Source organism: Rhodococcus sp. BH4 (assembly GCF_002079265.1).
Classification (GTDB): Bacteria; Actinomycetota; Actinomycetes; order Mycobacteriales; family Mycobacteriaceae; genus Rhodococcus_F; species Rhodococcus_F qingshengii.
Window position 1 is genome coordinate 292,455 of record NZ_CP014941.1, and the last position, 24,365, is coordinate 316,819.

At 61.1% G+C, this 24,365-nt stretch carries 22 protein-coding genes, 1 tRNA gene and 1 pseudogene; 15 read left to right on the top strand and 9 right to left on the bottom strand.

The window, feature by feature from the left end; all coding sequences use genetic code 11:
- The first annotated feature begins 15 nt into the window (after positions 1–15).
- Positions 16–696 carry a class I SAM-dependent methyltransferase gene (locus A0W34_RS01350; protein ID WP_081557214.1) on the top strand — a complete coding sequence of 227 codons (681 nt, stop codon included), beginning with the start codon at positions 16–18 and terminating at the stop codon, positions 694–696.
- Here A0W34_RS01350 and A0W34_RS01355 read toward each other — a convergent pair.
- Positions 651–2,870 (bottom strand): hypothetical protein, encoded by a 2,220-nt coding sequence (locus A0W34_RS01355; RefSeq protein WP_081558737.1) that lies wholly within the window; start codon positions 2,868–2,870, stop codon positions 651–653. The genes A0W34_RS01350 and A0W34_RS01355 overlap by 46 nt on opposite strands.
- Positions 2,871–3,005: 135 nt before the next feature.
- On the opposite strand from A0W34_RS01355, the gene A0W34_RS01360 reads away from it, so the two are divergent.
- Entirely contained in the window at positions 3,006–4,859 is a 1,854-nt protein-coding gene (locus A0W34_RS01360; protein ID WP_064073582.1) for a glycosyltransferase, read from the top strand.
- A gap of 3 nt (positions 4,860–4,862) precedes the next feature.
- Here the strand turns inward: A0W34_RS01360 and A0W34_RS01365 are convergent, their stop codons facing one another.
- The 6 genes from A0W34_RS01365 to A0W34_RS01390 all read right to left on the bottom strand — a co-directional run bounded on the left by A0W34_RS01365 (position 4,863) and on the right by A0W34_RS01390 (position 10,221).
- Positions 4,863–5,690, bottom strand: coding sequence for a TylF/MycF/NovP-related O-methyltransferase (locus tag A0W34_RS01365; protein WP_081557215.1), 828 nt, complete (start codon positions 5,688–5,690; stop codon positions 4,863–4,865).
- Between the two features lie 46 nt (positions 5,691–5,736).
- Positions 5,737–6,807: a ribosome small subunit-dependent GTPase A gene (gene rsgA / locus A0W34_RS01370; protein WP_064113903.1), complete on the bottom strand. Its 1,071-nt coding sequence runs from the start codon at positions 6,805–6,807 to the stop codon at positions 5,737–5,739.
- 197 nt (positions 6,808–7,004) lie between these two features.
- Positions 7,005–7,901 carry a galactofuranosyltransferase GlfT1 gene (gene glfT1, locus A0W34_RS01375; RefSeq protein WP_081557216.1) on the bottom strand — a complete coding sequence of 299 codons (897 nt, stop codon included), beginning with the start codon at positions 7,899–7,901 and terminating at the stop codon, positions 7,005–7,007.
- Entirely contained in the window at positions 7,898–8,704 is an 807-nt protein-coding gene (gene wzt / locus A0W34_RS01380) for a galactan export ABC transporter ATP-binding subunit Wzt/RfbE (protein WP_050655610.1), read from the bottom strand. The genes glfT1 and wzt overlap by 4 nt, the downstream gene beginning before the upstream one ends.
- 10 nt (positions 8,705–8,714) lie before the next feature.
- Positions 8,715–9,587 (bottom strand): galactan export ABC transporter permease subunit Wzm/RfbD, encoded by an 873-nt coding sequence (gene wzm, locus A0W34_RS01385; protein WP_081557217.1) that lies wholly within the window; start codon positions 9,585–9,587, stop codon positions 8,715–8,717.
- A 64-nt stretch (positions 9,588–9,651) separates the two neighbouring features.
- Positions 9,652–10,221 (bottom strand): bacterial proteasome activator family protein, encoded by a 570-nt coding sequence (locus tag A0W34_RS01390; RefSeq protein ID WP_003943894.1) that lies wholly within the window; start codon positions 10,219–10,221, stop codon positions 9,652–9,654.
- A 132-nt stretch (positions 10,222–10,353) separates the two neighbouring features.
- Between A0W34_RS01390 and A0W34_RS01395 the strand changes: the two genes are divergently transcribed.
- Complete coding sequence (locus tag A0W34_RS01395; protein ID WP_081557218.1) at positions 10,354–11,556, top strand: cysteine desulfurase-like protein; 1,203 nt, start codon at positions 10,354–10,356, stop codon at positions 11,554–11,556.
- Positions 11,557–11,571: 15 nt separating this feature from the next.
- Here A0W34_RS01395 and A0W34_RS01400 read toward each other — a convergent pair whose 3' ends face one another.
- Positions 11,572–12,561 (bottom strand): NAD(P)H-quinone oxidoreductase, encoded by a 990-nt coding sequence (locus tag A0W34_RS01400; RefSeq protein WP_081557219.1) that lies wholly within the window; start codon positions 12,559–12,561, stop codon positions 11,572–11,574.
- Here A0W34_RS01400 and A0W34_RS01405 point away from each other — a divergent pair.
- The 3 genes from A0W34_RS01405 (at position 12,560) to A0W34_RS01415 (ending at position 14,492) form a co-directional block, all read left to right on the top strand.
- Positions 12,560–13,798, top strand: coding sequence for a lactate 2-monooxygenase (locus A0W34_RS01405; protein ID WP_044480920.1), 1,239 nt, complete (start codon positions 12,560–12,562; stop codon positions 13,796–13,798). The two genes, A0W34_RS01400 and A0W34_RS01405, sit on opposite strands and share 2 nt — an antisense overlap.
- 128 nt (positions 13,799–13,926) lie before the next feature.
- Entirely contained in the window at positions 13,927–14,352 is a 426-nt protein-coding gene (locus tag A0W34_RS01410; RefSeq protein ID WP_020968140.1) for a MarR family winged helix-turn-helix transcriptional regulator, read from the top strand.
- Positions 14,353–14,402: 50 nt separating this feature from the next.
- Positions 14,403–14,492, top strand: a tRNA-Ser gene (locus A0W34_RS01415).
- Between the two features lie 81 nt (positions 14,493–14,573).
- Here A0W34_RS01415 and A0W34_RS01420 read toward each other — a convergent pair.
- Positions 14,574–15,068: a DUF1877 family protein gene (locus A0W34_RS01420; RefSeq protein ID WP_030535796.1), complete on the bottom strand. Its 495-nt coding sequence runs from the start codon at positions 15,066–15,068 to the stop codon at positions 14,574–14,576.
- Between the two features lie 251 nt (positions 15,069–15,319).
- On the opposite strand from A0W34_RS01420, the gene A0W34_RS01425 reads away from it, so the two are divergent.
- The 9 genes and pseudogenes from A0W34_RS01425 (at position 15,320) to A0W34_RS01470 (ending at position 23,834) form a co-directional block, all read left to right on the top strand.
- Positions 15,320–16,171: a glycoside hydrolase family 43 protein gene (locus A0W34_RS01425; RefSeq protein ID WP_003943973.1), complete on the top strand. Its 852-nt coding sequence runs from the start codon at positions 15,320–15,322 to the stop codon at positions 16,169–16,171.
- Positions 16,172–16,761: 590 nt separating this feature from the next.
- Positions 16,762–17,445 (top strand): MspA family porin, encoded by a 684-nt coding sequence (locus A0W34_RS01430; RefSeq protein WP_020968149.1) that lies wholly within the window; start codon positions 16,762–16,764, stop codon positions 17,443–17,445.
- A gap of 90 nt (positions 17,446–17,535) precedes the next feature.
- Positions 17,536–17,928, top strand: coding sequence for a hypothetical protein (locus A0W34_RS01435; protein ID WP_020968150.1), 393 nt, complete (start codon positions 17,536–17,538; stop codon positions 17,926–17,928).
- A 62-nt stretch (positions 17,929–17,990) separates the two neighbouring features.
- Entirely contained in the window at positions 17,991–18,329 is a 339-nt protein-coding gene (locus A0W34_RS01440; RefSeq protein ID WP_029254242.1) for a hypothetical protein, read from the top strand.
- Positions 18,326–20,476: a hypothetical protein gene (locus A0W34_RS01445; protein WP_063315245.1), complete on the top strand. Its 2,151-nt coding sequence runs from the start codon at positions 18,326–18,328 to the stop codon at positions 20,474–20,476. The genes A0W34_RS01440 and A0W34_RS01445 overlap by 4 nt, the downstream gene beginning before the upstream one ends.
- A gap of 1,022 nt (positions 20,477–21,498) precedes the next feature.
- Positions 21,499–22,176 carry an SMI1/KNR4 family protein gene (locus A0W34_RS01460; RefSeq protein WP_081557220.1) on the top strand — a complete coding sequence of 226 codons (678 nt, stop codon included), beginning with the start codon at positions 21,499–21,501 and terminating at the stop codon, positions 22,174–22,176.
- A gap of 137 nt (positions 22,177–22,313) precedes the next feature.
- Positions 22,314–22,562: a hypothetical protein gene (locus A0W34_RS32685; protein ID WP_007731737.1), complete on the top strand. Its 249-nt coding sequence runs from the start codon at positions 22,314–22,316 to the stop codon at positions 22,560–22,562.
- Positions 22,507–22,746, top strand: a pseudogene (locus A0W34_RS01465) (Imm52 family immunity protein); the annotation flags it as partial. The gene A0W34_RS32685 and the pseudogene A0W34_RS01465, both read left to right, overlap by 56 nt.
- A gap of 92 nt (positions 22,747–22,838) precedes the next feature.
- A complete protein-coding gene (locus A0W34_RS01470) occupies positions 22,839–23,834 on the top strand; it encodes a squalene cyclase (RefSeq protein WP_081557221.1) in 996 nt (331 codons plus the stop codon).
- Positions 23,835–24,365: the final 531 nt, after the last annotated feature.

Below are 24,365 nucleotides of genomic sequence, written 5' to 3' on the forward strand. Positions count from 1 at the left end.
GAAAGTGAGTCTCCAGTGGCCGAGTTCGAAGATCACACCAACGATCGACGCGAGAACAATCGCGAGAACACAGGCCTTCCGGGGAGAGCCGATACGGGTAGCGGTGATACCACCGACACCGAGTACACGGCTCGGTTGCGTGAGCTTCAAGGCGCCAAATGGAAGCGCATTCTGAACGTGCAAGCGCCGTATCAATGGAATATCCGACGTTTCCTCGGCGGCCGGAAGGTGCTCGACGTCGGCTGCGGGATCGGCCGAAATCTGCGAAATCTTCCCCCTGGCAGTGTCGGGGTGGACCACAATGAACATTCGGTGGAGTTCTGTCGATCGGTCGGGTTCGAGGCGTACTCTTCGGCGGAATTTCACTCCGAAAGCGATCAGCGAACCTTCGACGGAATGCTGATGGCGCATCTCCTCGAGCACCTGCCGGCGGGAGAAGCTTCCGGCATCGTCGCCGAGTACCTTCCATTCCTGGAACCAGGTGCGACCGTCATGCTGATCTGCCCTCAGGAACGTGGCTTCGCCAGCGATCCCACGCATACCGTCTTCCTCGACGGCGTCGACCTCGAAAAGATCTGTGCGGACAATGGTCTTGTAGTCAGGCGCTCGCTGTCGTTCCCGTTTCCGCGGTGGATGGGAAAGCCGTTCATCTACAACGAGTCTGTGGTGATCGCGGAGGTCCCGTCCCGGCTCTGACGCCTGTCGCGGTAGTAGATCACGGAGAGGCCGGCAAGGATAACGAGTCCGAAGCCCATACCGACATAGCCGATCCTTTGTCCTGGGGAACGGAAGTTGATCACCAGTTCGGCGTTGTCGGTGCCAGGCGGCAGATCGACGTAGAGGTACGTTCCGCCGAGGCCCTTGGTCGGGATGGGTTCGCCGTCGAGGGTCGCGGTGTAGCCCGGCCATGCCAACCGTGCGAAGACCACGCTGCCACCGCCCGGTGAGCTGACTCGTACACGCTCGTTCTTGACGCTCATGTACTCGGACTGTGCGTCGGCATTGACAGTTGCCGACACACGGCCCGGTTGACCGGAGATCGGGCCGGCGTCGCGTTCGAGGACGTAGATCTGGTCCTGGGCGACCTCGGGCACTTCTGCCCAGTGCCACCCGGGTGGGGCGGGTTCGTTGTCAGCGCCCGGGTACTGCTTGCGCTGAAGGACGACGCGGTCGAGCAGCATCAGGTCTGCGCTGGTTCGACCGGTGTATTCATCCGGCCTGAACACGTTTCGGTAGGCGTCGTCGCACGTCGACCCGTCGAATCCCATACACAGCAGCGAAGCGAAGTCGGCGTGGCCGACAGGGGTGTACGCGTTCACGTAGTCGAGATCGAGGACCTTGGCGTAGTTTCCGTACACCTGCGAAGTCCACGGAAGTTCTGTTGTTTCGGCATCGATTCGGATCAGTGCGCGATTACCGAGCTGAAGGTTCGTGCCCGGGAAATCCGGAAAGTTCGCCTTGGCTTCGGATTGGCTGGTCGGCAGGTACCACTTGTTCAGTGCCTGCGGGTACGCGATCACTTGATACAGAGTCACCGGAGCGATGGTGAGAATCAGTAGACCCGCGATCGCCGGGGCGCCGTATCTACGACCGAGATAGATGGCGAGTGCTCCGACAGCGATGATCACGACAGCCCAGGTGAGATGTCGGATGAAGTACTGCGGACCCGAGGAACTGGCGCGAATCATCAAGACGAACACGATCAACGCTGCAGCGGTGACGCGTGATCGCAGCTTGTCCAAAGTCCCGAATCGGCTCAGCAGCACCCCGAGCAACACCAGGGAGAACACCGCGACGAAAGGAAGTAGCCGTGCCGGCCACCGAATCTGGCCGATGTCGCTGGGACCCGCGGTGAACAGCAGAATGAAAGCCAGCAGCAGTAGCGGGGTTACCAACTCTCGCAGCGACCTTTGTGCTTTCCGCCAGCCGATGAAAGCCAGTGCCGGTATCGCGAACCATGCGATGTACGTGATCGGTGCGTAGGTGGTCTCACCTGTCCAGGACTCGATGCTCGAAACCGACGACGGAATGCTCGCTGTGAGTGTTTCGGACCACGGTGCGGTCAGGAAGTTGTCGTTGAACGTGCCTTCTTCGCCGGTGCGCCAGGTGACGGCAGAGGAGAGCAGCCCGGGCAGAAATGTGATGGCTCCGCAGGCGGCGGCCGCGATGCCGACAAGACCGAGCTTCACCGTTGTCCGCCATTGCGGACTGCGGATGTATTCGCCCACCATCAGTGCCCCGACGGTCACTCCGGCCATCAATGCCGCATGGACGTAGCCGACGCTGATCGCGAGGTAGAGGAAGACGAACACAGGTATCGGCCCCGACCGGCCGCGGGCATAGCGAATTCCGCTGGCCCACGCCTGCACCACCCATGCCATTCCGATCACCGACGTAACCCACGACGGGTACTCGAAATACAGAGTGAAACCGGCAAAGGGAACTGCGCTTCCGGCGACGGCCGCCCAGTAGGGGCGAGCTCCGTATTCGAGGCAGACTCGATAGACGCCCCACCCGAGGATGATCGCGAATGCCAACTTGACCAGCGTGGCGAGCAGAGCGAGATCGTCGACCGACGGTGCGATGTAGTTGATGAAGATCTGTACCGGGTTCCACAGCCCGCCCTGGCCTTCGACCGGATAGTTTCCCGCCATCCACTGATCCAGGACCAGAGACGGGAATTGACCCTCTCTCATCAGATGGCCTAGCTGAACCCAGTTGCCGACAGCACCGGATTCGGTGTCGTCGACGTAGAAGTAGCGAGGGTCCACCGTGACGATCGCGAAGAATGCGAGGCACACGACTGCTGGGACCACAGCGCCCCAGCTCCAGCGTTCCCGACGGGTGGGAGCGGGTAGTTCGAGTGTCAAGGGATCTCCAGGTCGCACGGGTGGATGCACCAGAGACAGTAGCCGAGGCCGTGTTTTCGAGTTTCGGGGGTAATTCCACCTCGGATACCCTGCGAGTGACAGGTACAGCTTTTCAAGAGTCACGGTAGGAGTCATATGCCCGAGCAGGTAAAGGTGGGGGTGCCGGAGAACGGGCAGGTCAAGGCTCACCGTTTGGTGGTCCAGCGCGGCGTGTTCGTCGGGATGTCGCCGATAGTCAACGACGACCTGTACGTCGAGTTCCGGAAGGGCTCCGGTGAGCGGACCCGGCACCGAGTTGCCCTGGACAAGGGCGCACGTATCAGCACCAACACCTATTTCGGGCGTTTCGCTGCCAGCTACTGGCAGCGGTGGACGACTGTCACTGAGGTCGAGGCTTCGCTGCGGATCGAGAGCGAGGGTCGGTTCCGCGTCCGGATGGTTGCTTCGGATATCGCCGGGCATCGCCGTATCCTCGAGACCCGCGACGGATCGGGGTCCTCGCAGGTCGCGTTGACCTCACCGTTGGACAAGTTCGTCGACGGCGGCGCCCTCTGGCTCGAGGTGGATTCTCTCGACGCTCCGATGACGATCGACCACTTGGAATGGACCGTGGCGGCTCCGGAGACGGTGCGCCCGGTCTCGGTGGCGATCTGCACCTTCAATCGGGCCGACGATTGTGCCGAGACAGTTGCTGCACTCGCTTCCGATGCCACCGTGCGTGACCTCGTCAGCTCCGTGTATGTCGTCGACCAGGGCAACGACCTGGTGAAAGATCGGGCGCGCTTCGTCGAGGCGGCAGACAAGCTCGGTGAGAAGCTGAAATATCTGCAGCAGCCGAATCTCGGCGGAGCGGGCGGTTTTTCACGTGGGCTTTTCGAGGCTACATCCGAGGGGGCAGATCTCGCCGACGTCATCCTGATGGACGACGATATTCTCTGTGAACCAGAAACAGTGTTGCGCCTCAACGCTTTTGCGAATATGACGGTGGAACCGACATTGGTGGGTGCGCAGATGATGTATCTGCTCAATCCCGATTTCCTCAATGTCGGTGCCGAAGACGTAGATCTGAAGACTCTCCATCACGGGCAACGAGTGCCCAAGGCTCTCATCAACACGAGCATGCTCAAGAAGCGTCAAGAGCGTCGAGTCGATGCGGGATACAACGCCTGGTGGACGTGCCTGATCCCCGCCGAAGTTGTCGAAGCCATCGGGTTGCCCGTTCCGATCTTCTTTCAGTGGGATGACGTGGAGTACGGAATCAGGGCCCGGAAAGCAGGGTTTGTCACCGTCACGTTGCCCAACGCCGCTGTGTGGCATGCCGATTTCTATTGGAAGGACTTCGACGACTGGGCCCGCTACTTCAGTACGCGTAACTCCCTCGTCGTCGGGTCTTTGCACAGCGATCTCGACACCAAGGGACTTTCACGTCAGTTCTTCCGCCAGATCTCCGAATTCCTCGTCGGAATGCAATACGGCCTTGCCTTCACGACGTTGAAGGGCATCGAGGACTATCTCGACGGTCCGGAAGCGTTGCGGGACGGCGGCATCGAGGCCATGGCAAGCGTCCGTGCCGGCCGAGCGCAGTATGCCGAGACGATCAAACACGATGCGGCTACCGCCCCGATCGCCTCGAACGAACTCCACACCGAGCGTGCCGGTGGTGAGCCGAGCCTGATGCGAGTGATTCTGGCCAAACGTGGGTTGAATCAGTGGCTGGGGCGCACCCGTGGCGGTTTGGTCAATATTCCGCGCGAGGATGCGCACTGGTGGCACATCTCGCAGTTCGACCATGTAGTCGTCACCGATGCTTCGCAGTCGGGGGTACGTATCCGGCAGCGAGACAAGGCCACGGCGCGTGCTCTCTTGATTCGAACGGTGAAGCTACTGCGTCGATTCCAGAAGGAAGCACCTGCCGTGTCGACGAAGTACCGTGCTGCGATGCCCGAACTCACGAGTCGAGAGAACTGGGCACGTCTGTACGAGAAGTGATTCTCAGCTGGTGATCTCGACGATGACCTGCTCGTTGTCCACGGTGTACCCGAGGTATTCGAACGAGATGCCGGTGCGTGTGACGAACTCCGTCCACGCCCGGTACTCGTGCTGCTGCCACCCGGGATAGTTGAAGAATTCGTCGAAGACGACGATCGACCCGGGTACCAGGCGGTCGCCGAGGAGATCGAGCACCGTCTTGGTGGACGAGTAGAGATCGGCGTCGAGGTGCAGGAACGCAACGGGGCCGGGTTCGTCGTTCAGGAACGAGGGCAGGGTGTCCTCGAAGAGGCCCGGAACAAGTTGCGCTCCAGGTACTTCGGGGACTGATTCCTGAGCGAACTCACCAACCGGGAACCCGGTCCGCCAGGTTTCCGGAAGGCCGGAGAACACGTCGAAACCCGCGACGGTTCCCTCGCGTTCGGTGAATGCCTCCGCGATGATCCTGAGTGTGGTTCCGCTGGCAACGCCGAATTCGAGTGCCATGCCGGGTATTTCGATCAATCCCAGTGCATGGCGAAGCGTGTCGTGTGGGTGGCCGAACGTCTCGGCGACGCGAAGGTGTTCGAGGATGAACTCTGCGGTCGATGCCGTCGCTTGCAGGTCCACGGCGTAGGCCAGATCCCGTCGCTGACGAAATTCCAGTTCGTCGATCCTGGACCGGAGGCCCGCGATGTCACCGCGGGCCCCGGCCAGTTCGTCACGTGAGAGCGTCAGCGCATCGAGGATCTGTTGCGTGCGATCTGCGTTGCGCCGGTCGGCGGCCTCGACCACCTCGGATACCGCACGCTGAAGCTTGGTTCTGGCGCTGGAACGGAACTGCTCGAACATGGCAACCTCTCGTCGGGATCACTCCCATGCTGCCAGGCTTTGTTCGCTACCGGTCCCGACCGCGGTAGTGACTCTTGAGTTGTCGGGAGATCACCTTGATCTCCCGCGTCCTCTCTGCCTGCAGACGAGCATCGCTTCGCGCGGCGTTCCATGCATTCTCTCGCTGTAGTTTCCGGTAGCTCGCAAGTCTCCGTTCGTCGATATCGCCGCGCCCGAGTGCGCTCAGGACTGCGCATCCCGGCTCGGAGTTGTGTGCGCAATCGGAGAACCGGCACTCTGCAATCAGCTCCTCGATCTCGGGGAACGTCTTGTCGATCCCCTCCGCCGCGTTCCACATGCCGACCCCTCGCAGGCCGGGTGTGTCGATCAACGTCCGGCCGCCGGAGAAGGGGATCAGTTCTCTCGTGACGGTGGTGTGGCGTCCCTTTCCGTCGCCGGTCCGAACGCGACCGGTCTCGAGTCGATCGGCACCTGTGGTGTCCGCGAGGAGGGCGTTCGCGAGCGTCGACTTACCGGCGCCGGATGGACCGAGTATCGCCACGGTGCCGTCCAGAACTGCATCGAGTACATCCATTCCTTCGTTGGTCTCGGCACTCACAGCCAGCACTGTTGCGCCGGGCGCAATGGCAGCGACCTCGGCGAGAGTGTCGGAGATATAGTGAGCTGCATCCGATTTGGTGAGTGCGACGACAGGGGTTGCACCACTTTCCCAGGCGAGTGCGAGTAGTCGCTCGATGCGCCCGAGATCGACGTCGCCGTCCGAAGCCGTGGCGATGACGACGGTGTCGACATTGGCCGCCAGAATCTGGCCTTCCGATTTTCCGGATGCCGAGGATCGAACAATGCTGCTTGATCGAGGGAGTATCGAAGTGACCGTGTGCATCTCGGGTTCGCGTGAGTCCCGTAACTCGGCCACGGCGACCCAGTCACCCGTACAGAGTGGATCGCTGCCGCTGAGTGCGCGAACTGTGCCTTCGGCGACGGCCACGTCACACCGCCCCCGGTCGACGCGAAGAACGCGCCCGGGTGCGGAGTCCGGTGGGGCCAGGGCAGTGAATTTGTTCGAGAGTGTTGCGTTCCAACCGTATTCGGTCAGGGGCGTGCTGTCTTCCGACATGGTGAGTGTGTCCTCGAGTACGAAGAAGTGTGAATGTTGACGGTGCTGAAACTGCGGAACACGACAGTCATCAATACTCACTCCTCGAAAATCTCAGGACGCACCATGCGTCGGATCAGAATCGTCTCAGCCGCAGACGCGACTGTGCAACTGATTTAAAAGATATCGGGGCAACTGCTTCAACTCAGGACGACTGACTAACTCGGGCGTTCGAACTTTTCTTCCCGGCCGAGCTTGCGCAGTCGCATCCACTCGCGCAGTCCTGCCGGATCGCGGCGTGTGATCAGGAAGTACCAGCCGAACCGAACCCATTCCTGCGGAAGCAGTTTCCGCATTCCCGGTTGGGCGAGGATGTATCCACGGTTGCGGTACGTGAAGTAGCGCTTCGTGTCGTTGTCGGGGTACTGCGTGTGCATGCGTCCGCCGAGGATCGGCTTGAACTCGTCCGCGCCGTTGGGGTGGACGTAGGCAGTTTGCAGGCAGGTACCGAACTTCAGGCCGGAGCGCACGAGGCGACGGTGTACCTCGACCTCGTCGCCGCGGACGAACAGGCGTAGATCCGGAACACCGACGGCATCGATCGCGTCGGCGGTGAACAGTGCGCCGTTGAAGAGGGACGCGATACCGGGCAGGAGATCCTCGTCGCCGAGTTCGGAACGCAACCGGCGCCACGACGTGCCGCGGCGAAGTGGGAAGGCAAGGCGGTCGGGGTTGTCGATGTCGCAGACGACGGGGGAGACCTCGGCCAGGTCGTTTCGAATTGCACAGTCGAGCAGTGTTTCCAGGACTTCGGGACCGTCTGGGCGGCCGTCGTCGTCTGCGAGCCAGACGCGGTCGGCGCCGAGCGAAAGTGCGTAGAGAATGCCCAGAGCAAATCCTCCGGCACCGCCGAGGTTGTGCTGAGAACCGATGTAACTGGTCGGCAGTGGGGCGTTGTCGACGAGCTCTTTCACATCGGCTTCGTCGGCATTGTCGACGACAACAAGATGGTCGAGCGGCCGCGACTGGGTGCTGAGAACCTTCAAGGATTCGGCCAGCAGTTCACGCCGCTTGTGCGTGACGACGACACCGATGATTTTCTCGGGTGCGCTCACGGGGTGCTCTCCCGTTCCATTTCCTTGATGACGTGGCGCACATGCTCTGCGGCGTCGTCACCTTCGTAGGCGCGCACGACGTCTTCGATGTCGCCTTGCATGCGGATCTGGCCGTGGTCGATCCACATGGCGCTGTTGCACAGCTGGGCGAGGAATTCGTTGGAGTGGCTGGCGAATACCAGGATTCCGGAGCGTTCCACCAGCTTCTGAAGCCGGATGCGAGCTTTCTTCATGAATTCGGCGTCGACAGCCCCGATGCCTTCGTCGAGTAGCAGGATCTCGGGATCGATACTGGTGACGACGCCCATGGCAACGCGCACGCGCATGCCGGTGGAGTACGTGCGCAACGGCATCGAGAGGTAATCACCAAGTTCGGTGAATTCGGCGATGTCGTCCATTTTCGCGAGCATCTGCTTGCGGGTCTGACCGAGGAACAGGCCGCGGATGATGATGTTCTCGTAGCCGGAGATCTCGGGGTCCATGCCGACGCCGAGATCGAAAACAGGTGCGACGCGTCCGCGAATACTGGCGGATCCTCGAGTGGGTTCGTAGATTCCGGAGAGCAAGCGCAGCAGGGTGGACTTTCCGGCGCCGTTGTGGCCGACCAGCCCTACACGATCGCCCTCTTTGAGGTTCATCGTGATGTCTTTCAGGGCTTCTACGACCACGACATCGGAACTGTTGCGGCCGATGGCGCCACCTGCTTTGCCGAGAAATGCCTTCTTCATCGACCGGGACTTCGCGTCGAAGATCGGGAAGTCGACGCAGGCGTTGTGCGTTGAGATGTTCACATGTTCGGTCATTGCGATGTCCCTAAACCCAGTAGGGCACGCGGGCCCGGTATTTGCGAAGCGCCAGCAAGGCGACGGCCCACCCGACCACGGTGATCGTGATGACGATGTACCAGTGGTAAAGCTCTTGGGGCTGCCCGATCATCGGCGCGCGGACGATGTCCAGGTAATGGAACAGCGGATTGAGTTCGGCGATCTTTGCGCGATCTCGGACGGCGCCGCCCTGAGCCTCGAGGCTTTGCGTTGTCCACATGATCGGTGTCAGCACGAAAAGGAGCAACGTCAGCGAAGACAGAATCGGTGCGATGTCGCGGTATCGAGTGGCGAAGATGCCGAACACGATCGAGACCCACAGTGCATTGAGCACGATAAGTCCCAACGCCGGGATCGCGGCTAGCGACGCCCAGCTCAGATTCCGCCAGACTCCGAACGTGACCACCATGATCACGTAGATCAGGAGGTTGTGTGCGAAGAACAGAATTTGCCGCCACACCAGACGGTAGATGTGCACGCTCAAGGCCGATGGCAGCTGTTTGATCAGGCCTTCGTTGGCGACAAAAACTTCGGAACCCTCGATGATCGAGGCATTGATGAGGTTCCAGACGATCAGGCCCACCGTCACGTACGGCAGGAACTCCTGGAGTGGCATGTCCAACAGGGCCGCGTACAGGATGCCGATGGCGGTGGCCTGCACGCCGGTGGCGATCGTGATCCAGAACGGTCCGATCACCGACCGGCGGTAGCGCTGTTTGATGTCCTGCCAGCCGAGGCTGAGCCACAACTCACGCTGATTCAGACCGTCGCGAAGGTCTTTGAACGCACGACGGAACGTCTGGGAGTCGGACACGGGCGCGGGTGCGCCCGGCGTCTCGGATTCGATTGCGGATGCTGACACGGAGGTCGAGCCTACCGGCCTGGCGTCGGAGCCGGTTTTCCCGCGGACTTCGTGGTGGTCCGAGTTACAGATACTGGCCGGTTCCTGGGCTCTGTTGGTCCGGATGGGCAGGCGAATGCGGAGCCCCGATGCTCATGCCGGGAGGCAGTGCGCCCTGACGCATCTGTTCGAGCTGAGCGCGCGCTGCCATCTGCTGCGCGAACAGTGCGGTCTGAATTCCGTGAAACAGTCCTTCGAGCCAGCCGACGAGTTGGGCCTGCGCGATTCGCAGTTCGGCGTCCGAGGGAATGGAGTCGTCGGTGAACGGGAGGCTCAGTCGCTCGAGTTCTTCACGGAGTTCGGGTGCCAGGCCTTGTTCCAGTTCTCGGATGGACGAGGTGTGGATGTCCTTGAGGCGCTTGCGGCTGGCGTCGTCGAGCGGCGCGGCGCGCACTTCTTCCAACAGTTGTTTGATCATCGTGCCGATTCGCATGACCTTCGCCGGCTGCTCGACCATCTCGGCGACGGACTCGGCTTCGGATTCCGCGCCTTCGGTGGTGCCAGATGTGGAGGCCTCTGCCTCGGCCGCCGGCATCGCGACGGGTCGACCGTCGGGTCCGATAACGAGTACCTGCTCTTTGTCGGGGTTCGTCATGCTTCCATCTTGTCGTGTGTGGGCGACAAACGCCGCCTAACCCCCAAAAAGTTAGCTACCGAATAACTGTACTGACGGGTAATTGGGTGACTGCCTTCGACTAAGCGGGCGTCTGCACCTAGAGTGTCGAGCATGGCTTACGACGTTGCCCGCGTACGGGGGTTGATTCCCTCACTCGGTGACGGCTGGATCCACCTCGATCCGCAGGCCGGAATGCAGATCCCGGACGCCGTCTCGCGGACGGTCTCCACCGCGTTCCGTGCCTCTGCGTCTTCTTCGTCCGGTCGCCACGTCTCGAACCGTCGTAGTGCTGCCATCCTCGAGAGTGCGCGCACCGCGGTCGCCGATCTGGTCGGCGGTGATCCTGCGGGAGTCGTTCTCGGAGCAGACCGAGCGGTGTTGTTGGCATGGCTCGCCGAGTCGCTCAGTTCGCGTCTGGGCCTCGGAACCGGTCTCGTACTCTCTCGCCTCGACGAAGAGGCGAACGTCGCGCCCTGGCTTCGCGTGGCCAGTCGCTACGGCGCTCAGGTGCGATGGGCCGAGGTGGAAATCGAAACGTGCGAACTCCCGAGTTGGCAGTTCAACGATCTCATCACCTCGACCACACGGTTGGTGGCCTTGACGGCCGCATCGCCGGTCGTCGGTTCGGCTCCGAACGTCCGTGCCGCAGCTGATCGTCTGCACGAATTCGGCGGACTGATGGTGGTCGACGCCGTCGGTGCAGCGCCATATGCGCATGTGGACATGGCTGATCTCGGGGCGGACATCGTTGCCGTCAGCGCGCCGTCGTGGGGCGGTCCGCAGGTGGGCGCACTCGTCTTCCGCGATCCCGGACTGCTCGACCGAATTCCGGCCGTGTCGCTCAACCCGTACGCGCGTGGCGCCGAGCGACTCGAGGTGGGCGGTCATCAGTTCGCGCTGCTGTCCGGTCTCACGTCGTCGATCGATTTCCTGGCGGGCTTGGACGAATCGGCAACGGGAACCAGGCGTGAGCGCCTCGAAACCTCGATCAGCTCGCTGCAGGACTACCAGGACGGTCTGTTCGATCACCTCATGCGTTCTCTCGCAGCCCTGCCCAACGTGATGGTGATCGGCGGCGCACCCACGCGGGTGCCGACGCTCAGTTTCACACTCGAGGGGATGGCGGCAGACAAGGTCGCGGCGCACCTGGCCGACAAGCGCATCGCGACGGTCAGCGGTACGCACGGCGGTTCCAGGCTGCTCGACGCCCTCGGCGTCAACGACGAAGGCGGCGCGGTCACCGTCGGCCTTGCGCCGTACACGACGCGGTACGAGATCAATCAGCTGGTCGCCGAACTCGGCGCCTTGGGCTGATCGATCCCGCTCGGCTCACTTCACGGTGAGGACGACCTTGCCTACGGTTTCCGGCGAATCCAGCAACTGATGGGCTAATGGCGCCTCGGTGATCGGAAGTTCGGTCGACACGATCGGTTGAACCGATCCATCGGCGATCAACGGCCACAACTTCGCACGGACGTCGGCGACGATGTCCGCTTTACCGCCTGGGCCGGTGAGCGGACGCCCGCGCAGGCCCGTCGACGTGATGTTTCCGCGCTTTCCCATCAGCTTGGCGATGTCGACTTCGCCCTTGCGGCCACCCTGCATTCCGATGATCACGACGTGGCCGTCCATGGCGAGTGCGTCGACGTTGCGCCCGAGGTACGACGCTCCCATGTTGTCCAGAACCACATCGGCGCCGTGGTTGTCGGTGGCTTCGGCGAGTGATGCTACGAAGTCGCTGTCGCGATAGTTGATGAGAATATCCGCGCCCAATTCGCGGCAGCGGTTCAATTTGTCCTCCGAACCCGCGGTAACTGCGACGCGGGCGCCGAGGGCTTTGCCGACCTGGATGGCGTGGGTGCCGATTCCGCCGCCACCGCCATGGACGAGTAGTACCTGTCCGCGTCGTAGGCCGCCGCGCATCACGACGTTCGACCACACCGTGCACGCAACTTCCGGCAGAGACGCTGCGACACGGAGATCGACGCCCGCGGGAACCGGGAGAAGTTGTGTTGCCGGGACCGCGACCTTCTCGGCGTAACCGCCGCCGGCCAGCAGTGCGCAGACTTCGTCGCCGACGGACCAACCCGTGACGTCTTCGCCGAGTTCGGTGATCACACCCGAGCATTCGAGGCCGAGAATGTCACTCGCGCCGGGCGGCGGCGGGTAGAAGCCTTGACGTTGGAGCAGGTCGGCGCGGTTGACTGCGGTCGCGGCGACCTCGACGAGTACGTGCCCGCGAGGTAGTTCAGGATCGGGCTGTTGCGCCCATTTCATGACCTCGGGACCGCCGGGCTGATCGATCGTTATGGCGTACATGGATACGACGCTAGCGAATCTCCCCGCTGACGGGTGTTTTGCCGCTACCGTCGCGGACGTGACTTACTTCGGGAACATGCAGAACGAGATCTATCTGACGGGACTGAGCGGCGCGAAGCCGGCTTTGCCGATGACTGCGGCAGGCTTGGAAGATGCCGCGCGCGAGCAACTCTCACCGGAGGCCTTCGGGTACATCGCCGGTAGCGCGTCGACCGAACGGACCGCGGTGTCGAATCTGCGGGCGTTCGACAAGCATGCGATCGTGCCGCGGATGTTGCGGGGGACTGCGGCGCCCGACGCACGCGACCTGAGCGTCGAGGTGTTGGGGACGAGGTTGGCTGCACCGATCCTGACGGCTCCGGTGGGCGTGCTCGGCTTGGTCCACGACGACGCCGAGGTTGCGGTCGGTTCGGTCACCGCCGAGTTGGGGATCGGATCGATTCTCTCGACGGCGGCATCCTCGACCATCGAAGACGTAGCGGCGGCCTCCGGCGAGAACTGGTGGTACCAGCTGTACTGGCCGGCCGACGACGAACTTGCCGAGTCGTTTGTCCGCCGAGCGGAGACGGCGGGCGCGAAGGCTATCGTCCTGACTGCCGACACTCCCGGTATGGGTTGGCGTCCAAGGGATCTCGAACTCGGTCACCTTCCGTTCCTGCAGGCGAAAGGTATTGCCAACTACCTGTCGGATCCGGTGTTCCGCGCCAAACTGGCGACGCCGCCCGAGGAGAGCGCAGAAGCGCTGCAGATCGCGGTTCTCACGTGGGTGTCGTTGTTCGGCAATCATGCGGTGCGGATTGCCGATATCGCGAAACTTCGCCAGTGGACGACACTTCCGATCGCGGTGAAGGGAATTGTCCATCCCGACGACGCACGTGAGGCCGTCGCAGCCGGCGCCAACGGCATTGTCGTGAGCAACCATGGTGGGCGTCAAGTTGACGGGTCGATTTCGGCACTCGATGCTCTCGGTCCCGTCGCTGATGCGGTGGGGCATGAGGTGGACATCCTGATGGACTCCGGAATTCGTTGTGGCGCAGACGTAATCAAGGCTCTGGCCTTGGGTGCCGACGCAGTGCTGTACGGGCGGCCGTGGGTGTACGGGTTGGGATTGGCCGGAGCGGACGGAGTGCGTCATGCATTGCGCAGTCTCCTGGCCGACCTGGATCTCACTATGGGACTGGCGGGGCTGGCATCGGTTGCCGAAATCGACCGTTCGATCCTGATGTCCAATTCGTGACTTTAGGGTGAGTCTTACTGTGACGGGCGGACACAGGTCTAAACTTGGAACCTGTGACAGCTGAAGCGACAACCGAGGAGACATCGCAGGCGGCGCACGGTGAGACACCGTGGCTGACGCCATGCGAGATGCGTGCATGGCGCGGCTACATGGACGGTAATCAGCGCCTCATGGAGGTTCTCAACCGCGAACTGCAGGATTCACACGACCTGTCGTTGGCCGATTACCGCATTTTGGTCATGCTCTCGGAGTCAGCTGACGGGTCGTTGCGGATGAGTGACCTGGCAGACGGCGTGCTGTCTTCGCGGAGTCGCCTCACGCACCAGATCAGGCGGATGGAATCTCAGGGCATCGTCGTGCGAGACACCTGCGTCGAAGATGGTCGCGGCGTGCTCGCGCGGATCACGGAAGAGGGTAGGCGTCGCCTCGCCGAGGCAGCGCCTACTCACGTGGCCGGGGTGCGGAACAATCTGGTCGATCTGCTGACTCCCCAGGAACTGGACGTGCTGGCAGACGTCTTCGAGAAGGTCGACAAAGCCATCGGCGAGCGCTGACTCCGGAGCCGTTTTCGCGGTCCGTGGGAACACCCGATAGGATCGCCCACGGAAGCGTGGCAGAGCGGCCGAATGCACTCGCCTTGAAAGCGAGCGTGGCGTTAAACCCACCGGGGGTTCAAATCCCTCCGCTTCCGCCAAAGCAAAGGCTCTGACCTCGGACTTCTGTCCAGGTCAGAGCCTTTACTGTTTTCGGAGTCACACCGCTTGGGTAGTGGGCGTCAGAACCGCACGGTGAATACCACGTGGCGACGCTCTCGGGCCGCGCGCTGGAAAAAGTCCGCCACTTCCTGAAGCCAGCCCCAGGCGTACCCGCGCTCGTCGGAGCCGTACTCCGGGTTGCGGTCGTCGAGTGGCATTGCGTCGTAGCGCACGCCGAACTCGGATTCGGTGACTTCCGCCAGGTACGAGGAGACTTCGGCGACCCGATCGGGTGCCAGGTAGGTGACGAGTTGGTCGTCGGTGTCGGTGTTGAGGTCTTCGTCCCCCAAGATCACGCCGTAGGCCGGCCAGTTCTCGGACACGCGCTCGTACCCCGTGCTGGAGAGGGCGCACAGGATCGGATCCCACGCCTTGTCCGTGTCGCACGAGAACTCGGATCGGCCCGTCTCCTCGATGTCCTCGACCACAGCGCCGAGTTTGTCGTCGTCGCCGCGCGCGTCCAGAAGTTCCGCTGCCACGCTGTCTGACAGCGCGAAATGCACTCCAAGTTCCATGGCGTGATGCTAACGGCCGACCTTGCCGCCGTCCCGCCGTCACTACAAGACGAATCGACTTAGGTAACGATCCTGCTCTGCCTCCGACCGAAGTTACCCATGGAGGGCCTGCTGTCATACATACTTCATCGGTGATTCCGACAAAACGGACCGGCCTTTCTGTTGTATCGCTGGTGATCCTCGTCGTCGCGGGGTTGCTGGTCGCAGCCCCTGCCAGCAGCGCCGCGCCGCCGCCTGACTGGAAATACACAATGGTGGCGTTCAGCAATGCCAGCGACCGTGACATGGATGTCTACGAGTCGGCTGACGGCACCGGCTTTCAACTCGTCCAGCAGTCGGCGTACAGGCCGCCATCTGGGCTCGTGCGTGATCCGAGCATCTTCCGGAACACGGACGGGTTGTACTACCTCACCTACACGACGGGTGGTGGGGCGAACATCGGGTTTGCACGCAGCAGCGACCGCATCAACTGGACGCCGCTGGGGAACTATCCGGTTCCGTTTTGCTGCGCCTTGATGCCCGGTACGGGAGATGGCACCGGTTCTGCGAGCCCCCCGGGCTTCTCGGGTTCGGCTGGTTTCAGCGACGGACCGTCGCTGTCACCATTCGTCACCAAGGCCTGGGCGCCTGAATGGTTTGTGGACGGCGATCGCGTCAACGTCATCCTGTCGATGTCGACCGGTGGAGGATTTGTGCCGTATCTGATGACGGCGTTGGAACCGTCGCTCCGGTTGTGGAGCCCGCCTGTTCCGCTCGCCGGGATCGGTGCGGACCACATCGACACCACCGTGGTCAAAGTCGGATCGACCTATCATGCGTTCACCAAGAACGAGACGAGGAAGGTCGTCGAGCATGCGGTCGCTCCTTCGGTGACGGGACCTTATTCGTTTGTCCCGCCCGGGAATTGGGGTTCGCTTGTCGAAGGTCCGGCCGTGGTTCAGTTGCCGAGCGGCGACTGGCGGATCTATCTCGACGCCTATACCGAAGGAAAGTATCTCTACTCCGACAGCACGGACGGGCTGAACACCTGGTCTCCTGTGCAAGAGGTTCCTGGGGTGTCCGGGACTGCACGGCATCTCGGCATCATGAGAGAACCGGCATAACGTTCGATCCTGAGTTGGTAGGGCTCTGATCAAGGACTCCGGTCTTGGTCAGAGCCTTTTCTCGTACTTGCGTACTACTTGTGTGCGTCGTCTGCGCCTATCAGTGATTGACAAGCTAACGATGCGATGCCCGTGGGTCCGACGAGTTCGCGCCGACCATGAAGTGAGTATCTCCGCGGGAGCTGTGCAGCGTTGCGCTCCCAGGCCCCGCTTGGGCGCCGTACTTCACGATTGATTGCCAGGTAATGCCTGTTGGTTTCATATTCAAGTACGCACACTGGCTTGATGCCCGCACTTTCTGCCTTCAGCTGCTCTGAGGCCCGCGGGATGCGGGTCGAATCCGATTTGCCGCACTGTTTCTGAGGGGTCTTCTCGTCCGTAAACGGTGACCTTGCTCATAGTGGGACCTAGGTCCTTTTCGCTGCTGATAAGCCTGTCGATATATATCTGTTACCGAATGTTCATCCTAAATCCAAGATGGGGGAGATGGCGCACTGGCGGGCAAACAGGACGATTGGTACCGTCCGGTAACTAATTCAGTTAGTTGTCGGCTACCGCTCTGGTTGCTGTGTCACGTGGAGGAGCAGTTCATGTCGATCGAATCGCAAAACGGCGTATCCCATCGTCGATCGAGGGCCGCGGTAGGGCTCGCGGCGTGTGCGGTTGCCGCGCTGTCGTCTGGTGTGGTCTTCGCAGGGAGTGCATCGGCAACGCCGACGGCGTTGGCGGACAAGTTCGCGAGCACTGTCACCGATGACGGCTGGTCGTTGGATCTCGCCGCGACGAAACTGTCGGCGAACCCGGTGCCGAACCTGGCGACGACGGCGTTCACCCGTGAGGGGTTCGTGTCGGCGAAGGTGACCGGCACGATTGGTGGTGCGGGCGATTCGGCGGTGAAGACCGGATATGTCGAGCAGGGATTGCAGATCGGCTGCCAGATCGATGTTTCCTCCGGACTTGGCTTGGGGCTTGGCTTTTCGCTCGGCCCGTCTGTCGGTGTGAGTATTTCGGGTGTCCCGTCGGCGAACGTGGGTGTGAATGCGTCGGTGAATCCGAGTATTCAGTCGACGATTGCGCCGGGCACGATCACGACGATTCCGTTGGGGAAGAAGGATCTCGAGTCGTCGAAGGCGTCGATCACGGCAGAGAACGTGCACGTGAAGGTTGATGCGTGCATGGGGCCGGTGACGATCCGCTCGTACGCACAACTCTCGGTGTCGACGGCGACGTCCGACAACACGTTGTTCGTGTACTCCGATCCCACCTGGCTCTAACCCACGCAGCCGTCGTCAGCGCTGCTGGCGACTATTCCCGATCCGTCCCGTCCAGGGGTGGTTACTCATCACGCCCACAAAGGAGAAATCATGAAGATTCGTACCTTGGCCACTGCCGGAACTCTCACCGCAGGTATCGCCCTGATCGGTGTTCTCGGCGCCGGCGTGGCATCTGCCGCAACTCCGATCGTCGAACCGGAACATGGCCGGATCGGTCTGTCGCTCTCGAATGCGGAAACCGCGGCATTGGCGGCGAGCCCGATTCCTGATGCGATTGCGAACATCGTTCCAGGTTCGCTGAGGGGGGTCTGGTTGGCGCCTGGTTCCGCGATAACTGTTACCGATGGCAAGGTCGACGCCCTCGAAGGAGCTGTGCTCGGTGAAGCAGCCGCGCGTGGTGGGCATGCCAATGTCTTTGTCTCCGACCCGAATCACCCCGCCAGTGAGGGGCACATAGTGCTGACGGAGCAGTACTGGAACTGATACCAGGCCGAACGTCGGCGACCCGTTGTCCCCGCTCTCCCTTCCTATTTGGAGTTCCAGCCATGACCGTCAACAACGCCGAACGCCGCAGTGTCCAGTCGGAATCCACTGCCGTCGATAGTAAAGACGTTGCAGACGTTGATGACTGGGATCCGGACAGCGAACTCAGTCCACTTTCCAAGGCTGTGATCGCCACCGCAGTCGGACTGGGGTTGCTGATCGCGGCATTCGCGGTGATCGGGAAGCTCGCCGGCTGGGCGAACGACTACGGGACGATCCTGGTTTACCTGGCATTCTTCTTGTGGATGTCGATCTCCGGACGGTTGTTCTGGTGGGGCGCAGACAAACTCATCGCGCTACTCCGAACGAAGAAGAGTGACAATCGTGGTGCGCACCGGTGAAGTCCGGTAGACGACTTCGCCGGACTCTCGCGGGAGTGCTTGCCGCCGGGGCGCTGTTGACCGGATCGGCCGGAGTGATCGGTGCGGGAATCGCACTCTCCGCCGCTCCGGTCAACTGCGCGGCGGTGCGGGCACGTGATCATCAGATCTACCTGAATCTCATTGCGTCGCTGCCACCTGGTGCACCCATCCCGCCAGAGATCATCAACCCGTGCCTGAGTGCGCCGTCCACGACGGCGACAGTTGCGCCGACGACCACGGTCGGGCTCCCCGGTGCGCAGGCTCCAGGCGGTGGCCCGGATGTCGGCGCGAATGCTCCGACGAACTTTCCCACCTACAACGGCACCCCCATCGTCCCGGTTCCGACGATCGAGGTTCCGCCCATTACTTCCGAGTCCCCGGCCTCGGAAACTGGTGTCGGTGCATTCCCCAATGCATCGGCATCAGCGGTTCCCTCACCCACACCCACCCCGGGTGAGGGAACCACCACCGATCGTGGTCCCGGGCCGATCCCCGCGGATTCGGATTCGAATATCGCACCGGCCCAAACGGTTCCGGACCTGGCAGCGGATGTTTCCACCGCCGGGGAGGACTCGGGCCGTGACCGGTATCTCGAACTGGTCCTCGTCGGGGCCGCGGCGTTCACCGCTGCGGGTATGAGAGTGAGGGGGCGGCCGGGACCGTTCAGTGCGCGTGTGAGCGCGCGTCCGTGGGAGTCGGTTCTCTCCCAGGTAGTCGGTACGGTCGCGAAACCGTTCATGCCGTATTTCGTCGGCGGTCAGGACGTCGTGGTCATCCCCGACCCAGGTGGCGGACAACGCACCATCTTCCTCATTCACGACGAAACCTCCTCGCATGAAGCTGAAATGGTGGTCGACCTACCACCCGGCGGACACATGAGCATCAACGACGACGGGTCCGTCGGTGTCTACGACGCGAACGGAGACTTGCAGGGCACCGTTGCCGCTGCGTGGGCGTACGACGTCAACGGCGATCCGGTTCCCACCTACTACGAGATCCGTGACGGCAAGCTCTACCAAGTCGTTATCCCGACCCCGGGCGTCATCTACCCGGTCACTGCTGACGGCCCCTACGGCGGCAGCGACCCGGTCACCGGACGAGACGTCACCGCTACACCCCTTCAAGGCGGCGGTGAGGTCGTCAACCAGTCCGGCGGACCGGTCATGGTCAACGTCCCGACAGACTCCCCCTACAACGACGTCGGCGGGATCGACCCACTGGGCAATCTCGACATGGATCCGCCGACGCAGCCGGCACCGACAACGCCTCTGCCGTTCGATATCGGATCGCCGACCGACTCGGGCACCGATACGAGCGAGCCTCCGTGGAACCCACTCGACAACCTCGACATGGACGCCCCGACGCAGCCGGCACCGACAACACCACTGCCGTTCGATATCGGATCGCCGACCGACTCGGGCACCGATACACCCGGGGGTACAGCGAGCGAGCCTCCGTGGAACCCACTCGACAACCTCGACATGGAAACGCAGACGCAGCCAGATCCTCCAATGGAATTACCATTCGGGATCTTTGACTCTGATCCCAACAACGGTTTGATCGGCCCCGCGCAGAGGGCCGCGAACCAACGGGCGCTCGCCCATGGCGACGTACCTGCTGACTTCACTGGCAACGTCCCTCTGACCGCACAGCAACAACTTGACGACCTGCAATGGCAGGTGGATCAGATGCGAGACCGCGGCTATACAGATTCCGAGATCGCAACTGTCTTGAGTAAAGGCAGCACCGCGCTCGGTGGCCCCGCCTCGGGCTTGCAATCTGCGGGCGCCCTTGCGAACACCGGTGTGCATCATGCTGGTTCGCTCCCGAGCGCTGCGCAGGCCGCTCGGTCGGCGGCAGTGGGTACTGTTTTAAGCAGATTATCGGTGGCAGTTGAGGTTGCCTCGGGTGTCATCAAGTGGCGCGAAGGCGCGCCACGTGGCGAAACTGTGGGAAATTCCGGTGGCGCAATCGCATTGGGATGGGCAGGCGGCAAAGGTGGCGCCGCACTCGGCGGGTTTCTCGGCGGCCCGATAGGTGCCGCAGTCGGGGGCGGAATCGGTGCAATCGGAGGATCGCTACTCGGGGCATACTTGGGTACCCGGGCAGGCCGATCATTTGATTGAAGCCTTAGACAATGATCGATCGCTCCAAGAGAAGGGACTGAGACCGTGCATTACCTGCTGATCGCTGCCATTGCATTCTGCCTAGCCTCGGGGGTGCTGTCGGCGCTTGATGCCGCAGCAGGCAATCCGATGCGGGGCGCGATAACCTTGGCCGTTTCGTTGACGGCTGCGAGTGGGATGGTGTTCCTCGTGACTGACAATTCGACCACCCGGATCGGCGCTGTCGCGGGCACTGCGGCGGTCCTCGTTTTGCGTTTTCTCCCGAAGAGTTCCATATACCGACGACACACCGTTCCTCAAGCGGAACCGGCACCATGACCACCTTTTATGCGATTTGTGCGATTGCTGCAGGGGCTGTGGCGTTGATCGTATCTACGCCCTACGTGATGTACCGCAGTCATGCGAGAACGATTTACTGGAGTTCGTCGATCCTTACCATCGTTTTCGCTTGGCTCACCGCTCCACAGCGGTCGATTCTCGGACCTGTCCTCTTGTGCGGTTTCGCTGCTGTGTTCGTGGCGTGGTGGTGGACCCCCTTCCTCACGCGAAGGCATCCCACCGGATTCAACGATGTTTTCGGTGCTTGGCTGACACGGGCGCTCTACCGCGAGCAGAAGGATGCACCTCCGGTAAACAGGTACGACAAATTGCACTACAAAGACACTGACCGCCAAGCACGAGATACCGATTCTGACGGAAATCAGGTCAACACCTGAGCCGGCGCGTAGAGCGCTTTGTCCTTGATACCACCCTCGCGCGTACCCGAACAGCTTGTAGTGAGATGCCGTGGGAAACAGTACTTTCCACATGGCGGCGTACACCTGCCCGGTTTGCGTAAGCTGTACAGTAACCAGGATGATCGATGGCTCGAAGCTGCTCTTCGCGCAGCCCAATTCAGTAGCTGTCAGCGCCATCGCGAGCGGTAGTCCTCTTCCCCTAGTCCCTGCAGCTCATCCCATTTTTCGAGCATCCGCCTCGTCTGGATAGTTAATGATATCTAATATATTGAATGGAGTTCAGTAGTGGATCTGGTCAAGATTTCGCGGTGTGTCGACTCGCCCGTGCTTGCGGAGATTGACGACTTGACACCACTTGAACGTATGGCGCTTCCGAATTATTGGTTGGATGCACTAAATGGTGACGTTGCAGCTCGAATTTCTGGGATATTGGACCAATGGGACGTATTTGGGCGACCGATATTGGGCGACACTTACAGAAACACTAAAGATAATCTATCTGATGTGCGGTTGCTCAGGTCTGAAAATAGGTTCTTTCTTCTATATAAAATTAAAATGGCAGACGGGACCGATCTCTACTATTTGGGTACGCCACCGGTAGTGGATGGTGATGAACTTTCAGGGTATTGGAATAAATTCCCCTCCAGTCTAAAGAATTTCTATTCAAATTTGCACAACGGTTGGTACTATATTGCCGGTAAGACTGTCGGGCCACTGCCTCTTGAAGATATGTTTCGAATTGACAGCTTTGAATGGTCTATTCTGGACGGGCTGTCCCCTGAAGAGTACCCAGATCCGGCTCGTTGCATCGCGACATTCAGATCGGGCGGCGGCGGTTATCTTTGCTTGTACTTTGGTGAGGAATCGACATGGGGTGTTGTGTGGTCATTGACGGAACCCCCTGAACTGGTCGATTACTCCACTTACCTTGATATCTGGACCAACGTCGGACTCGGTGCCTAGAGCCTGCGCCTTGGATAGCCAGACTGGAAACAGTCTAAGCAATTTGTGTGCGGTCTTGCCCCACGTGGCACGTGCCTCGGATCCAGTCTCCAAAGAGCAGATGATCAATTTGTCTGACCAAAAGGGATCTCGAGGTCATGATCGGTTTCGGGGGTACCTCACGCATCGACTCGTTTTCCTGCACCATTGCCGACGAATCGCTGATTGCGCTGGCGTTAAGGGTCGTACGGGGGCAGGCCGATATCTGGGCCTCTCGTGTCACCGTGCTCTACCACCGGACCGAATCCTCGCCTCAGCGCAACGTACCCGGCGACGCGATCGTGGGCAGTTCGGGCTCGGTGGAGCATCGGCGACTACCGGCACCTTCAGAATCGGTCGAAAGGTGAGGTGGAGGTGGGATGGGAAACATACTTCCATTCAGGAGTTACGTTCGATCGCAGCAAACTCCCCCAATCTGCGGTGGTGGAGGAACTGCCCATTGGCACGTTGATTCGGTTGGGGGACAAGCCTATGCAGGTCGCTGCCGCCGACATCGTGGCGGTGCGGGCGGCGTTGGGTTATCCGGTGTAGGCCACGCAACGGGTCCGGAGTTCACCATTGCATCAGACGTCGAGAAATGTGTTAACCGGATGGCCTGCTTCGCCTTTCGATAGTATTGCCAGATGGCACCCCGAGCCGACTTGCTCGCGTGGCTCCTCGATTCGGATCCGGCGATTCGGTGGCAGGTGGAGCGCGACCTGCTGAACGAAGCGCCCACTGTGTGGGCGGCGACGCGCGCGTCGATCGCTACCAAAGGATTTGGTGCACGCCTGCTTTCATTGCAGGATCGAGACGGCCAATGGGCGGGTGGGGCGTTCTTCCCGGCTGAATTCGACTTTGCGGGACCCGAAGCAGCAGAACAAAGTTCGCAACCCTGGACGGCAACTACTTGGACGCTCAACTCCTTGCGTGAGTGGGGCCTCGACGCCAGTGTTCTGCGGGAGCGTCGTACTGCAGAACTGCTCGCGGAGAACTGTCGCTGGGAGTACGAGGGCCGGCCGTACTGGGACGGTGAGGTCGATTGCTGCATCAACGCCTGGACGGTGGCAAACGGTGTTTGGCTCGGCATGCCCGTTGATGAACTGGCTGATTGGTTTGTGCGGCATCAACTTCCGGATGGTGGGTGGAACTGTGAGTGGATCGAAGGTTCGACCCGATCGTCGTTCCATTCGACGCTCAATTCACTCAAAGGGCTTCTCGCGTACGAGATCGCGACCGGGGGAACAGATGAGACGCGCGCGGCTCGGCGATCCGGTGAGGAATTCTTGCTGCAGCGCGGTCTGTTCCGGAGACTCTCGACCGGGGAACCGGTGGGGGACTGGATCGGCCGGTTCGCGTACCCGTTCCGGTGGCGTTACAACGTGCTCAACGCAGCCGACTACTTCCGCGAAGCGTCGTTGTCGGATGGAAATGAGCCTGATCCGCGAATGGCGGACGCGATCGAGATGATCCGGGCCGCTCGAGCCTCGGATGGGACGTGGCTCCAGGCCGGTCGCCAACCGGGGCGGGTGTGGTTCGAGGTCGACACAAAGGCGGGGGAGCCGTCGAAGTGGCTGACTTTGTCCGGCATCCGAGTGCTCGCCTGGTGGGATCAATCCTCCCCTCTAGGTTCTGCATAACAAAATAGTTACAGCGAAAATTATTTCACCTTTAAAGGTTATCGAAAGGTGATCTTCGACTTTCCGGTCGAAATATCCAGTACAGATGAAGAACATATTAACGACAGGATTGCCCTCAGTGCGGTGAAGGTTAATCATCTGAACAGGTGAGAAGATGTTCGGTGAAATTACCTACCCGATTGGATAGGCGGGTCACCGACGTTGGTAATCGCATAAGGTGCTCGCGATTGTCTTGGTTAGGGAGCTAAGTCCCGAGCTGGAAACGGCATTTCTGCTCCGAAAGTGGCGCTCACCTGCGGCTACGTTCCCCATTTTGCAGGACTTAAACCACTTTCGGCGAGATTTAGTCTCGCAATTGTAGGTTGTGGAGCGTCCGCAATGTTTAGGCAAAGTCCCATCTTTTCCCAGAACAATGCTCTACTAAACGTGAAAACCGGATGTTCCCCCGATTTTGCTGAGAAGGTGCAACTATGGGGCGTAGCGTAACTGTCGCAGCGAACCGGAACATCGCGAATTGCTGCTCTAACCAAT

Excerpts from the sequence above, each read along its gene's own strand:
- A0W34_RS01440 (WP_029254242.1), top strand. The coding sequence starts at position 17,991 with ATGACCGTCAACAACGCCGAACGCCGCAGTGTCCAGTCGGAATCCACT.
- A0W34_RS01410 (WP_020968140.1), top strand. The coding sequence starts at position 13,927 with ATGCGTGCATGGCGCGGCTACATGGACGGTAATCAGCGCCTCATGGAG.
- A0W34_RS01400 (WP_081557219.1), bottom strand. The coding sequence starts at position 12,561 with ATGTACGCCATAACGATCGATCAGCCCGGCGGTCCCGAGGTCATGAAA.
- A0W34_RS01420 (WP_030535796.1), bottom strand. The coding sequence starts at position 15,068 with ATGGAACTTGGAGTGCATTTCGCGCTGTCAGACAGCGTGGCAGCGGAA.
- A0W34_RS01395 (WP_081557218.1), top strand. The coding sequence starts at position 10,354 with ATGGCTTACGACGTTGCCCGCGTACGGGGGTTGATTCCCTCACTCGGT.
- A0W34_RS01365 (WP_081557215.1), bottom strand. The coding sequence starts at position 5,690 with ATGTTCGAGCAGTTCCGTTCCAGCGCCAGAACCAAGCTTCAGCGTGCG.
- A0W34_RS01435 (WP_020968150.1), top strand. The coding sequence starts at position 17,536 with ATGAAGATTCGTACCTTGGCCACTGCCGGAACTCTCACCGCAGGTATC.
- wzt (WP_050655610.1), bottom strand. The coding sequence starts at position 8,704 with ATGACCGAACATGTGAACATCTCAACGCACAACGCCTGCGTCGACTTC.
- A0W34_RS01390 (WP_003943894.1), bottom strand. The coding sequence starts at position 10,221 with ATGACGAACCCCGACAAAGAGCAGGTACTCGTTATCGGACCCGACGGT.
- A0W34_RS32685 (WP_007731737.1), top strand. The coding sequence starts at position 22,314 with ATGATCGGTTTCGGGGGTACCTCACGCATCGACTCGTTTTCCTGCACC.
- A0W34_RS01425 (WP_003943973.1), top strand. The coding sequence starts at position 15,320 with ATGGTGGCGTTCAGCAATGCCAGCGACCGTGACATGGATGTCTACGAG.
- A0W34_RS01405 (WP_044480920.1), top strand. The coding sequence starts at position 12,560 with ATGGATACGACGCTAGCGAATCTCCCCGCTGACGGGTGTTTTGCCGCT.
- A0W34_RS01360 (WP_064073582.1), top strand. The coding sequence starts at position 3,006 with ATGCCCGAGCAGGTAAAGGTGGGGGTGCCGGAGAACGGGCAGGTCAAG.
- rsgA (WP_064113903.1), bottom strand. The coding sequence starts at position 6,807 with ATGTCGGAAGACAGCACGCCCCTGACCGAATACGGTTGGAACGCAACA.
- A0W34_RS01430 (WP_020968149.1), top strand. The coding sequence starts at position 16,762 with ATGTCGATCGAATCGCAAAACGGCGTATCCCATCGTCGATCGAGGGCC.
- A0W34_RS01470 (WP_081557221.1), top strand. The coding sequence starts at position 22,839 with ATGGCACCCCGAGCCGACTTGCTCGCGTGGCTCCTCGATTCGGATCCG.